The organism is Pseudomonas reidholzensis, from assembly GCF_900536025.1.
GTDB classification, from domain to species: domain Bacteria; phylum Pseudomonadota; class Gammaproteobacteria; order Pseudomonadales; family Pseudomonadaceae; genus Aquipseudomonas; species Aquipseudomonas reidholzensis.
In genome coordinates this window covers 55,998-68,587 of the sequence record NZ_UNOZ01000037.1, presented here as the reverse complement: position 1 = coordinate 68,587, position 12,590 = coordinate 55,998, and the positions used below count along the sequence as shown (strand labels likewise).

Sequence of the window (12,590 nt, the reverse complement as noted above, 5' to 3'; positions counted from 1 at the left end):
GATGACCATCAGCCCCGCCGAGGCCGCGCACCGCGCGGCCTCCGACCTTGAACTGATTGCCTGGGCCGATGAGGCCGATGAACTGCTCGGGGCCCTGCCCCGTGCGCAGTTGCGCGAGGCTGGGCTGATTGGCCGCGGCACCTTCATCCTGCTGTTCAACGGTGCCGGCGAGTTGTGCATCAACCGGCGCTCGTTGAGCAAGGCGGTGTACCCGGGGTATTGGGACGTGGCGGCCGGCGGCATGGTCGCGGCCGACGAAAGCTACGCCGAGTCGGCGGCGCGTGAGCTTGAAGAAGAACTCGGGGTCAGTGGCGTCGCGCTGCGCTTCCACGAGAAGTTCTTCTTCGACCAGCCCGGCAACCGGCTCTGGTGCGCGGTGTTCTCGGCCGTCTGGGATGGCCCGCTGCGGCTGCAGCCGGAGGAGGTCATCGAGGCGCGCTTTGTCAGCCTGGGACAGGTTGAAACCGAGTGCCGCACCCTGGCGTACTGCCCGGATTCGCTGGCTGCGTTGCAACGCTACCAGGCGACTCAGGCCCGCTAGCCGCAAAGGGTCGCAAAAGACGCGTAAAATGGCGCATTCCGGTACTTAGCAATCGGCGCATTTATCGTTACACTGCGCGCCCTTTTCGGGCTGTCGCAGGATCTGCGCCAGTAGCGCCGCCCCTGCCAGAGTGGGGCTTCGCGGTCGGCCCCAGCCAAGGGCGTCGACCAGTTTTTGTCCTCAGCAAGAGGAACAAAAGTGGCCAAGAAAGCTTCTTCCTTCTCCGCCTTGGGCGGTCTCGTGTATTCCACCGATGCAGGTCGCCATTGCCCCGAGTGCGGCAAACCGGCTGACGCCTGCATCTGCAAGCAGCAGGTCATCCCCGAAGGTGATGGTATTGCCCGTGTGCGCCGCGAAAGCAAAGGCCGCGGCGGCAAGACCGTGACCACTGTCAGTGGCGTGCCATTGGCGCTCGAGCCGCTCAAGGAGCTGGCCGCCACGCTCAAGCGCCGTTGCGGTACCGGCGGCGCCTTGAAAGACGGCGTCATCGAGATTCAGGGCGATCACGTCGAGCTGCTGCTCGCCGAGCTGACCAAGCAGGGCTTCAAGGCAAAAAAATCCGGCGGTTGATGCCGCTCGGGGATTTTTTGCCCAGGGCTTTCTAAACTCGTCTGCGTGGCCAGGGTCTACCCGTGGGCATGGACGAACCGTCATCTTCCGTTTCTACACTGCCAGCGGCCCTTGCCGGGGCAGTGTCTTCGACTTCTACAGGGGACTTGAATGTCCGTACGACGCACACGCAAAGACGATGGTAGCCAGTGGACCGTGGCCGACAGCCGCAGTGTTTATGGCATCCGCCATTGGGGCGCTGGTTATTTCGCCATCAATGAAGCCGGGCGCGTCGAAGTGCGCCCCAACGGCCCGCAAAGTGCCCCGATCGACCTCTTCGAGCAGGTCGACGAGCTGCGCCAGAGCGGCCTGTCGCTGCCCCTGCTGGTGCGCTTCCCGGACATCCTGCAGGACCGCGTGCGCCAGCTGACCGGTGCCTTCGACGCCAACATCGCGCGTCTCGAGTACCAGAGCGAGTACACCGCGCTGTACCCGATCAAGGTCAACCAGCAGGAAGCGGTGGTGGAGAACATCATCGCCACCCAGAACGTTTCGATCGGCCTCGAAGCCGGCTCCAAGCCCGAGCTGCTGGCGGTACTGGCGCTGGCGCCGAAGGGCGGCACCATCGTCTGCAACGGCTACAAGGACCGTGAGTTCATTCGCCTGGCGCTGATGGGCCAGAAGCTTGGCCACAACGTGTTCATCGTCATCGAGAAGGAATCCGAGGTCGCCCTGGTGATCGAAGAGGCCGCCGACCTCAAGGTCAAGCCCCAGGTTGGCCTGCGCGTGCGCCTGTCGTCGCTGGCCTCGAGCAAGTGGGCCGACACCGGTGGCGAGAAGTCCAAGTTCGGCTTGTCTGCTGCGCAGTTGATCTCGGTGGTCGAGCGCTTCCGCGCGGCCGGCCTGGACCAGGGCATCCGCCTGCTGCACTTCCACATGGGCTCGCAGATCGCCAACCTGGCCGACTACCAGCACGGCTTCAAGGAAGCCATCCGTTACTACGGCGAGCTGCGCGCGCTGGGCCTGCCGGTCGATCACATCGACGTCGGCGGTGGCCTGGGGGTCGACTACGACGGCACCCACTCGCGCAACGCCAGCTCGATCAACTACGACATCGACGATTACGCTGCGGTCGTGGTCGGCATGCTCAAGGAGTTCTGTGACGCCCAGGGCCTGCCGCACCCGCACATCTTCTCGGAGAGCGGCCGCGCCTTGACCGCGCACCACGCGATGCTGGTGGTGCAGGTGACCGACGTCGAGAAGCACAACGACGAAGTGCCGCTGATCGAGAACAAGGAAAGCCTGCCCGAGACCGTGCAGTGGCTGGTCGACCTGCTCGGCCCGACCGATATCGAGATGGTCACCGAGACCTACTGGCGCGCCACCCACTACATGGGCGACGTGGCCGCGCAGTACGCCGACGGCAAGCTCACCCTGGCTGAAAAGGCCCTCGCCGAGCAGTGCTACTTTGCCGTCTGCCGACGCCTGCACAACTCGCTCAAGGCCCGCCAGCGCTCGCACCGCCAGGTCCTCGACGAGCTCAACGACAAGCTGGCCGACAAGTACATCTGCAACTTCTCGGTGTTCCAGAGCCTGCCGGACACCTGGGCCATTGGCCAGGTGCTGCCGATCCTGCCGCTGCACCGCCTCGACGAAGAGCCGCTGCGCCGTGCGGTGCTGCAGGACCTGACCTGCGACTCCGACGGCAAGATCAACCAGTACGTCGACGAGCAGAGCATCGAGACCAGCCTGCCGGTGCATGGCATCAACGAGGGGGAGGACTACCTGCTGGGGATCTTCCTGGTGGGTGCGTATCAAGAGATCCTGGGCGACATGCACAACCTGTTCGGTGACACCGACTCGGTGAACATCTACCAGAACGCCGACGGCAGCGTGTACCACGCCGGGATCGAGACCCACGACACCATCGAAGACATGCTGCGTTATGTGCACCTGTCGCCGGAGGAGTTGATGACCCACTACCGTGACAAGGTCGCCAGCGCCAAGATCAGCGCCCGCGAGCGCACCCAGTACCTGGACGCGCTGCGCCTGGGGCTGACCCGGTCTTCGTACTTGTCGTCGTAAGTGCTCTCTTGAAACCCTGGGGACGCCAAGCGGCCCCAGGTTTCATCGCCGCATCCACTCGTCTTTCTGCTGCATCCGCCAGCCCACCCATCCCAGCGTCACCGCGCGCAATCCCATGAATCCGAGAAACGCCAGCCACAGCCCATGGTTGCCGAGCCCGCTCGCCATCCAGGCGACCGGCAACGCCAGGACCACGCTGAGCAACATCGCATTGCGCATCTCTCGTGCCCGTGTCGCACCGATGAACAGCCCGTCGAGCAGGTAGCTCCAGACCGCAATCAGCGGCAACACCGCCAGGTACGGCAGGTACGGATAGGCCGCCTCGCGCACACTGGGGATATCGGTCTGCAGGTCGATGAACAGGTGCCCGCCCAGCAGGAACACCCCCGCAAAACCGACACTGGTCAGCAACGACCAGCCTCCCGCCACCACCAGCGAACGGCGCAGGGTGTCGCGGTCGCGCGCGCCGATGGCGTGGCCGCACAAGGCCTCGACCGCATGCGCCAGGCCATCCAGCGCATAGGCGGTGAGCAGCAGGCCGTTGAGCAGCAAGGCATTGGCCGCCACGGTGGCTTCGCCGAGCCGCGCGCCCTGCACGGTCAGCAGCAGGAACACCAACTGCAAGGCGAGGCTGCGCAGGAAGATATCGCGGTTGACCGACAGCAGCGGTCGCCAGGCCTGCCAGCGGTGCAAGGCGGCCCAGGCGATCTGCCCGGGATGGGCGCGCAACGCCGGGCGGGTCAGGGCCAGGCCGAGCAGCGCGGCACTCCACTCGGCAATCACCGACGCCCGCGCCGAGCCGATCACGCCCCAGTCCAGGCCCAGTACGAACCACAGGTTGAGCACGATGTTGAGCAGGTTGGTGGTCAGCAGGATGGCCAGCGGCGCGCGGGCGTTCTGGGTGCCCAGGAACCAGCCGACCAGCGCGTAGCTGGCCAGCGCCGCCGGCAAGCCCAGCAGGCGCGTGTGGAAGAAGGCTTCAGTGGACTGCTGCAGCTCGGCACTGGGCGCCATCGCCTGCAAGGCCAGCTGGCTGAAGGGCAGGGCGAGCAGGCCGATCAGTACCGCGAAGGCCACGGCCAGCAACAGCCCTTGCACCAGCACCTGACGCAGTGCTGCGCCGTCGGCACGGCCGGCGGCCTGGGCGGCAAAGCCGGTCGAGCCCATGCGCAGGAAACCCATCAGGCCGACCATAAAGGTGAACAGGGTCGCGCCCACGGCCACCGCGCCCAGTTGGTGGGCGTGCGGCAGATGGCCGATCACCGTGCTGTCGACCAGGGCCACCAGCGGCACGGAGATGTTGGACAGGATCATCGGTGCGGCAAGGCCCCAGACCTTGCGGTGGGTAGGGCGATCGCGCCAGTCGGCGGACAGAGCGGGCATGGTGACTCCATATGGCGCCTGTGTCGGCCTCTTCGCGGGTAAACCCGCTCCCACAGGATGGCGCGCAACCCTGTGGGAGCGGGTTTACCCGCGAAGAGGCCGGCACAGATGACTGCTATTGGGTGGCGCATTCTACCGGCCCGGCAACCCTTCTGCGCGAACACGGTCTCACTTGCCGCGCAGCGCCAGGTAAGCCGCCCGCCGTTGCGCTATAGTCTGTGCCCTCAAGAACACGCTGCCGAAGAGTTCCCTCTCCATGTTCAACAAAGGATTGTTGCTGGCCTGCGCGCTGGCCCTGCTCAGTGCCTGTGATTCCTCTTCCAAGGACACACCGGCACCCGCAGAAAAACCGCCCGCCACCGCGCCCGTCGAAGCCAAGCCGGCCAAACGCGAGGACCCAGCCGTCCTCGCCAAGCGCTACGAAGGCCGCGAGCTGACCGTGCTGGATGTCTCCGAGGCCCAGCTCGACGGTGCCAGCGCCCTGTCGATCAGCTTCTCCGCGCCGCTGGACGCCAACCAGGACTTCGCCAGCAAGGTGCACCTGGTCGACACCGTCAAAGGCAAGGTCGACGGCGCCTGGGAACTCTCCGACAACCAGATGGAACTGCGCCTGCGCCACCTCGAGCCGCAGCGCAAGCTGGTGCTGACCCTCGACAAGGGCCTGCTGGCAGTCAACGGCAACGCGCTGCAAAGCGAGTCGGTCAGCCGCCTGGAAACCCGCGACATGCAACCCACCATCGGCTTCGCCAGCCGCGGTTCGCTGCTGCCCACGCGGCTTGCCGAGGGCCTGCCGGTGATCGCCCTCAACGTCGCCAAGGTCGATGTCGAATTCTTCCGCGTCAAGCCGGAGATGCTCTCGACCTTCCTGGTCAACTGGGGCCGCAACAGCAGCCTGTACTACTACCAGTCCAAGGAAACCCTGGACATGGCCGAACTGGTCTACAGCGGCCGCTTCGACCTCAACCCAGCGCGCAACACCCGCGAGACCGTGCTCCTGCCGATCGCCGGGATCAAGCCGCTGCAGGACCCCGGCGTGTACCTGGCGGTCATGCGCGCCTCCGGCACCTACGACTACTCGCAGCCAGCGACCTTGTTCACCCTCAGTGACATCGGCGTCTCGGCACACCGCTACCGTGATCGCCTGGACGTGTTCGCCCAGGCCCTGGAAGGCGGCAAGGCGCTCAACGGCGTCAACCTCGAGCTGCACGACGACAAGGGCAAGCTGTTGGCCCAGGCCAAGACCGACAGCGATGGCCATGCCCAGTTGCCGATCACCGCCAAGGCCGACACCCTGATCGCCACCCAAGGCGTGCACACCACCTTGCTGCGCCTGAACACCGCGGCGCTGGACCTGGCCGAGTTCGACATCACCGGGCCGCAGGCCAATCCGCTGCAGTTCTTCATCTTCGGCCCGCGCGACCTCTACCGCCCGGGTGAGACGGTGCTGCTCAACGGCCTGCTGCGCGACCAGGACGGCAAGCCGCTGAAAGCCCAGCCGGTGAACGTGGAAGTGCGTCGGCCGGATGAGCAGGTCAGCCGCAAGTTTGTCTGGGAGGCCGACGCCAATGGCCTCTACCAATACCAGCTGCAACTGGCCACTGAAGCGCCAACCGGTCGCTGGCAGCTGCTGCTCGACCTCGGCGGTGGGCGCAAGCAGGTCTACGAATTCCTCGTCGAAGACTTCCTGCCCGAGCGCCTGGCCCTTGAACTGAAGGGCAGCGACACGCCGCTGAGCCCGGATGAAACCGCCACCATCGCCGTCAACGGCCGCTACCTGTACGGCGCGCCGGCGGCCGGCAACCGCCTCAGCGGCCAGGCCTATGTGCGGCCGCTGCGCGAAGCGGTGCCAGCGTTGCCGGGGTACCAGTTCGGCTCGATCACCGAGACCGAACTCAACCAGGACCTGGAGCTGGACGAGGTCACCCTCGACCAGGCCGGCAAGGCCAGCATCGACATCGAGAGCCGCTGGGCCGAAGCCCGCTCGCCGCTGCAGCTGACCGTCCAGGCCAGCCTGCAGGAGTCCGGTGGCCGGCCGATCACCCGCCGCCTCGAGCAACCGATCTGGCCCGCCGAGCGCCTGCCAGGCCTGCGTGGGCTGTTCGATGGCGAGGAAACCGACGGCGATGGCCCGGTTGAATTCGAAGTGCTGGTGGCCGACCGTAACGGCAAGAAGCTCGCCGCCGACAACCTCAAGGTGCGCCTGGTGCGTGAGCGCCGCGACTATTACTGGAACTACTCGCAGAGTGACGGCTGGAGCTACAACTACAACGAGAAGTACCTGACCCAGACCGAGGAGACCGTCAGCGTCAAGGCCGGCTCCACGGCCAAGCTCAACTTCCAGGTCGAGTGGGGCCCGTACCGGGTCGAGGTCGAAGACCCGCAGACCGGGCTGGTTTCCAGCGCGCGCTTCTGGGCCGGCTACCGCGCCCAGGACAACGCCGAAGGCGGTGCCGTGCGCCCGGACCAGGTCAAGCTGGCGCTGGACAAACCGTCGTATGGCGATGGCGCCACCGCCAAGGTCACCGTTACCCCGCCTGCCGCAGGCAGCGGCTACCTGATGGTCGAGTCCAGCGATGGCCCGCTGTGGTGGCAGGAGATCGAGGTGCCTGCCGAGGGCAAGACCTTCGATGTGCAGCTGGACAAGAAATGGGCGCGCCACGACCTGTACATCAGTGCCCTGGTGATTCGCCCGGGTGAACGCAAGGCCAACGCCACGCCCAAACGCGCCGTCGGTGTGCTGCACCTGCCGCTAGACCGTGCCGAGCGCAAGCTCGCGCTGACCCTGCAGGCCGCCGACAAGATGCGCCCCAAGCAACCGCTGACGGTCAAGTTCAAGGCCGTCAACGCCGATGGCAGCGTGCCCAAGCAGGTGCATGTGCTGCTGTCCGCGGTGGACGTGGGCATCCTCAACATCACCGATTTCAAGACGCCTGATCCGTTCGCCAGCCTGTTTGGGCGCAAGGCCTACGGCGCCGACCAGCTGGATATCTACGGCCAGCTGATCGAAGCCGGCCAGGGTCGCTTGGCAAGCCTGGCGTTCGGTGGTGATGCGGCGATGGCCAAAGGCGGCAAGCGCCCCAACACCACCGTCACCATCGTTGCCCAGCAGAGCCTGCCGGTGACCCTCGACGACAAGGGCGAGGGTGAGGCCAGCGTCGACATCCCCGACTTCAACGGTGAGCTGCGCCTGATGGCGCAGGCGTGGAGCGACGAGCACTTCGGCATGGCCGAGGGCAAGACCGTGGTCGCCGCACCGCTGATTGCCGAGCTGTCGGCACCGCGCTTCCTCGCCGGTGGCGACCGCACCAACCTGGCGCTGGACCTGGCCAACCTGTCCGGGCGGGCCCAGCAACTGACCGTCGACGTGAGCACCGAAGGCCAACTGGACCTGGCCGCGGCCAACCAGCAGCGTGTGACCTTGGCCGAAGGCCAGCGCAGCACCCTGCTGATCCCGGTCCAGGCCCAAGGTGGCCTCGGCCAGGGCAAGGTGCATGTGCGGGTCAACGGCCTGCAGCTGCCGGGCGAGGCCGCGACTGCCTTCGAACGTGAATGGACGTTGGGCATCCGCCCGGCCTACCCGGCGATGCTCAAGCACTACCGCGTGGCGCTCAAGGATCAACCCTGGACCTTGCCGGAAAGCGACCTGGCCGAGTTCGAACCCGCTGGCCTCGAAGCCAGCCTGGCCCTGTCGAGCCGCCCGCCACTGAACCTTGCCGAGCAGATTCGTGCCCTTGAAGCCTACCCGTACGGCTGCCTGGAGCAGACCACCAGCGGCCTCTACCCGTCGCTCTACGCCGATGCCGAAAGCCTCAAGCGCCTCGGCATCAAGGGCGAGCCCGCCGAGGTGCGCAAGCGCAAGATCGAGATGGGCATCGAGCACCTGCTGGGCATGCAGCGCTACAACGGCGGCTTTGGCCTGTGGAGCGCCGACAGCGAGGAAGAGTACTGGCTGACCGCCTATGTCACCGACTTCCTCCTGCGCGCCCGCGAGCAGGGCTATGGCGTGCCGGCCGAGGCGCTGAAAAAGGCCAACGAGCGCCTGCTGCGGTACCTGCAGGAGCGAAACCTGATCGAGGTCGATTACAGCCAGAACGCCGAGCACACCCGCTTTGCCGTGCAGGCCTACGCCGCCCTGGTGCTGGCGCGCAGTCAGCAGGCGCCGCTGGGTGCCCTGCGTGCCCTGTTCGAACGGCGCAGCGACGCCCGCTCGGGCCTGCCGCTGGTGCAACTGGCGGTGGCGCTGGACAAGATGGGTGACAAGCCGCGCTCGCAACAGGCGTTGCAGGCTGGCTTGGGCATCAGCCGCAGCAATGGCTGGATGGCCGACTATGGCAGTGCCGTGCGTGACCAGGCGCTGATCCTGGCGCTGCTGCAGGAGAACAACCTGGCCGGCAATCAGGTCGATCAGCGCCTGTTCGCCCTGTCTGACGAGCTGGCGGCCAACCGCTGGCTGTCGACCCAGGAGCGCAATGCGCTGTTCCTCGCCGGTCGCGGCCTGCTGGGCAAGCCGGAAGGCAAATGGCAGGCGCGCCTGGACAGTGCCGGTGAGGTGCGTGAGTTCAATAATGCCGAGTCGGGCATGAAGCTCGAAGGGCCGTTGCTGGCCTCGCCACTGACCGTGCACAACGAAGGCAGCGAGACGCTCTACCAGCAGCTGACGCTCTCGGGGTATCCGCGCCAGGCGCCAGCGCCGAGTGGCAATGGCCTGGAGATTCGCCGTGAGTTCCTCGGCATGAACGGCCAGAACCTGGACCTGCGCAACCTGCGCAGCGGCGATCTGGTACTGGTGCACCTGGCGCTCAAGGCGCAGAGCCAGGTGCCGGATGCGTTGGTGGTCGACCTGCTACCCGCCGGCCTGGAGCTGGAGAACCAGAACCTGGCGCAAAGCGCGGCCAGCCTGGACAACGCCAGCAGCGCGGTGAAGCAATGGCGCGAGTCGATGCAGAACGCCAGCGTGGTGCACCAGGAATACCGCGATGACCGCTACGTGGCGGCGCTCAAGCTCGACAGCTATGGCACCACCCACCTGCTCTACCTGGCCCGCGCGGTGACGCCGGGGACCTACCGGATACCGCCACCGCAGGTGGAGTCGATGTACCGACCGAACCTGCAGGCGGTGGGTGAGAGCCAAGGGGAGATGGTGGTCAAGGCGCGCTAGCCCTGTGGGAGCGGCCTTGTGTCGCGAAAGGGGCGCAACGCGCCCCCAGGGATGCTGGAGCAGAATCAGTCGCTCGAATTTGACGCTACGGGCAGTCGATTCAGTGAATGATCCAGCTCAGCACCCACAACCCCAGCACCAGCCAGATGATCCCGAGGATGATCGAGGCGCGCATGAAGGCGCGGATCGCCGAGTACAGCAACATCAGGCCGACGATCAACGCCAGGATGCTGACCAGCGAAGTGTCCATCCCCAGGGTGCGCGCCAGGCCATCAATGAAGTTGCCGCCGGCATTGGCCAGCAGGTTGAACAACCCGCTCAAGGCGTCGACGATGATGCGGATCAACGACCCCAGTGCCTGGCCCAGCCAATCGAAAAAACCTTCTACATGCATAGTCGCTTCCTGATGATCAATCCTAGGCTTTGGCCATCACCTGGCCAGGTCGGTTCCCCATGCCAAGCTTAATACGCCCACGCAGCCGTGCGGGGCGCGTGTTGCGCGCAATCGTCGCGGGCAGTCTGCTGGCGATCGCCCTGCTGTGGCTGGCCGATCGCCTGTGGCCGCTGCCGATGCCGGCCGACGACCTGGCGCGGGTGGTGCTGGCCGAGGACGGCACACCGCTGTGGCGCTTCGCCGATGCCGATGGCGTGTGGCGCTATCCGGTCAGCCCCGATGAAGTTTCACCGCTGTATCTCGAGGCGTTGCTGACCTACGAAGACCGTTGGTTCTACACCCATCCAGGGGTCAACCCGCTGGCGCTGGCGCGGGCCGCCTGGCTGAACCTGCGCGGTGGCCGCGTGGTGTCGGGTGGCAGCACCTTGTCGATGCAGGTGGCGCGCCTGCTCGAGCCGCACGACCGCACCCTGGCCGGCAAGTCGCGCCAGTTGTGGCGCACGCTGCAGCTGGAATGGCACCTGTCCAAGCGCGAGATCCTCCAGCTCTACCTCAACCGCGCGCCGTTCGGCGGCACCCTGCAGGGCGTCGCTGCGGCCAGCTGGGCGTACCTTGGCAAGTCGCCCAGACACCTCACACCGGGCGAGGCTGCGTTGCTCGCGGTGCTGCCGCAAGCCCCCAGCCGGCTGCGCCCGGACCGCCATCCCCAGCGTGCCCAGCGGGCCCGCGACAAAGTCCTGCAACGCCTCGCCGATTACCAGGTATGGCCGGAGCAGCGGGTGCGCGAGGCGCGTGAGGAAGCCTTGCTGCTGGCCCCGCGCCAGGAGCCGGCGCTGGCGCCTTTGCTGGCCCGGCGGCTGAACACCGCGAACAGCCCGCCGCTGATCCGCACCACGCTGGATGCCGCGTTGCAGCGGCGCCTCGAGGACCTGCTGCTGGGCTGGCGTGCGCGCCTGCCCGAGCGCACCTCGGCGGCGATCCTGGTGGTCGATGCGCAGACCATGGCCGTGCGCGCCTACCTCGGCTCGATCGAGCTGGGCGACGCGCGCCGCTTCGGGCATGTCGACATGGTCCACGCGCTGCGCTCGCCCGGCTCTACCCTGAAGCCGTTCCTGTATGCGATGGCCCTGGACGATGGCCTGATCCACTCCGAGTCGCTGCTGCAGGATGTGCCGCGACGCTATGGCGACTACCGCCCGGGCAACTTCTCCATGGGCTTCAGCGGCCCGGTCTCGGCCAGCGCCGCACTGGCCTTGTCGCTCAACCTGCCGGCGGTGCAGTTGCTCGAAGCCTACGGCCCCAAGCGCTTCGCCGCGCAGATGCGCATGGGCGGCATGCCGCTGGTGCTGCCGCCGCTGGCCGAACCCAACCTGTCGCTGATCCTCGGTGGCGCAGGCAGTCGTCTGGAGGATCTGGTCGGTGGTTATGCGGCCCTGGCGCGCAGTGGCCACAGTGCGCGTATCCGCCTGCAACCGCAGGACCCACTGGTCGAGCGACGGCTGTTGTCGCCCGGCTCGGCCTGGATCATCCGGCGGATTCTCAGCGGCCAGGCGCGCCCGGACCGCGACCCCCACGCCGAACTGGTGCAGCGCCCGCAGTTGGCCTGGAAGACCGGCACCAGCTATGGCTTTCGTGACGCCTGGTCGGTTGGCGTCGGCCCGCGCTACCTGATCGGCGTGTGGATCGGCCGCCCCGATGGCACGCCGGTGCCCGGCCAGTTCGGCCTGGCGTCGGCGGCGCCGCTGATGCTGCAGGTGCACGACCTGCTCAGTAACCGCGACAGCCAGCGCGGCATCAGTGCGCCGGTCGAGCAGGTGCCGGCCTCGGTGGGCGTGGCCGCAGTCTGCTGGCCGTTGGGCCAGCCGATGAACCGCCAGGACCCCAACTGCCGGCGCCAGCGATTTGCCTGGACCCTCGACGGCACCACCCCGCCGACCTTGCAGGCGGCCGATCAGCCGCTGGGTATGGGCCTGCGCGACACGGTCTGGGTCAATCCGCAGGGGCTGCGGGTCGATGCCAGCTGCGCCGGCGCCAAGCCCCGCGACATCGTCCTCTGGCCGGCGCCGCTGGAACCCTGGCTGGCGCGCGTGGAGCGCCGCGCCGCACGCCTGCCGGCGATCGACCCGAGCTGCCCGCCGCAGGTGCCCGCCAGCGCGCCGCCGCTGTCGATCGTCGGGGTGCGTGGCGGGGATAACCTGCGCCGCCCCGCCACCAGTCGCGAGCCCTTGCAGCTGTATGTCTCGGCCCTGGGCGGAGGCGGCCAGCGCTGGTGGTTCCTGAATGGCCAGCCGGTGGGCGAGACCCGCGGCCAGGACAGCCTGCTGGTGCGTTTCGAGCAGGCCGGGCGGATCGAACTCAGCGCACTGGACGAGAGCGGCGAGACCGCGCGGGTGGAGTTTCAGGTCAGCGAGTGAGCCACAGGTGATAGTCGAATGGTGTTAGCACCTTCGCGTCGGTGGCCGATGGCTATCTGCAGCTCA

The 12,590-nt window shown here is 67.0% G+C and carries 7 protein-coding genes; 5 read left to right on the top strand and 2 right to left on the bottom strand.

Annotation, left to right across the window (positions count from 1 at the left end; all coding sequences use genetic code 11):
- The first annotated feature begins 1 nt into the window (after nt 1).
- From CCOS865_RS25635 to speA, 3 genes are all read left to right on the top strand, one after another.
- Nucleotides 2-541, top strand: a complete 540-nt coding sequence (locus tag CCOS865_RS25635) for an NUDIX hydrolase (protein WP_119146154.1) — start codon at nt 2-4, stop codon at nt 539-541.
- 198 nt (nt 542-739) lie between these two features.
- A complete protein-coding gene (locus tag CCOS865_RS25630) occupies nt 740-1,111 on the top strand; it encodes a translation initiation factor Sui1 (protein WP_119146152.1) in 372 nt (123 codons plus the stop codon).
- A 150-nt stretch (nt 1,112-1,261) separates the two neighbouring features.
- A complete protein-coding gene (gene speA / locus CCOS865_RS25625; protein WP_119146150.1) occupies nt 1,262-3,175 on the top strand; it encodes an arginine decarboxylase in 1,914 nt (637 codons plus the stop codon).
- Between the two features lie 42 nt (nt 3,176-3,217).
- Here speA and CCOS865_RS25620 read toward each other — a convergent pair whose 3' ends face one another.
- The gene (locus CCOS865_RS25620; RefSeq protein WP_119146148.1) at nt 3,218-4,558 is read right to left on the bottom strand and encodes an MATE family efflux transporter; all 1,341 of its coding nucleotides are present in this window, start codon (nt 4,556-4,558) and stop codon (nt 3,218-3,220) included.
- A 256-nt stretch (nt 4,559-4,814) separates the two neighbouring features.
- On the opposite strand from CCOS865_RS25620, the gene CCOS865_RS25610 reads away from it, so the two are divergent.
- Nucleotides 4,815-9,716 carry an alpha-2-macroglobulin family protein gene (locus CCOS865_RS25610; RefSeq protein WP_119146146.1) on the top strand — a complete coding sequence of 1,634 codons (4,902 nt, stop codon included), beginning with the start codon at nt 4,815-4,817 and terminating at the stop codon, nt 9,714-9,716.
- Nucleotides 9,717-9,816: 100 nt separating this feature from the next.
- Here CCOS865_RS25610 and CCOS865_RS25605 read toward each other — a convergent pair whose 3' ends face one another.
- On the bottom strand, nt 9,817-10,110 hold the full coding sequence (locus CCOS865_RS25605) for a hypothetical protein (protein WP_119146144.1): 294 nt from the start codon (nt 10,108-10,110) through the stop codon (nt 9,817-9,819).
- 59 nt (nt 10,111-10,169) lie between these two features.
- On the opposite strand from CCOS865_RS25605, the gene pbpC reads away from it, so the two are divergent.
- Entirely contained in the window at nt 10,170-12,524 is a 2,355-nt protein-coding gene (pbpC, locus tag CCOS865_RS25600; RefSeq protein WP_119146142.1) for a peptidoglycan glycosyltransferase PbpC, read from the top strand.
- The last annotated feature ends 66 nt before the right edge of the window (nt 12,525-12,590 follow it).

Bases quoted from the DNA above. Each gene is read 5' to 3' on its own strand.
- pbpC (WP_119146142.1), top strand. From the start codon at position 10,170: ATGCCAAGCTTAATACGCCCACGCAGCCGTGCGGGGCGCGTGTTGCGC.
- CCOS865_RS25620 (WP_119146148.1), bottom strand. From the start codon at position 4,558: ATGCCCGCTCTGTCCGCCGACTGGCGCGATCGCCCTACCCACCGCAAG.
- CCOS865_RS25610 (WP_119146146.1), top strand. From the start codon at position 4,815: ATGTTCAACAAAGGATTGTTGCTGGCCTGCGCGCTGGCCCTGCTCAGT.
- speA (WP_119146150.1), top strand. From the start codon at position 1,262: ATGTCCGTACGACGCACACGCAAAGACGATGGTAGCCAGTGGACCGTG.
- CCOS865_RS25635 (WP_119146154.1), top strand. From the start codon at position 2: ATGACCATCAGCCCCGCCGAGGCCGCGCACCGCGCGGCCTCCGACCTT.
- CCOS865_RS25605 (WP_119146144.1), bottom strand. From the start codon at position 10,110: ATGCATGTAGAAGGTTTTTTCGATTGGCTGGGCCAGGCACTGGGGTCG.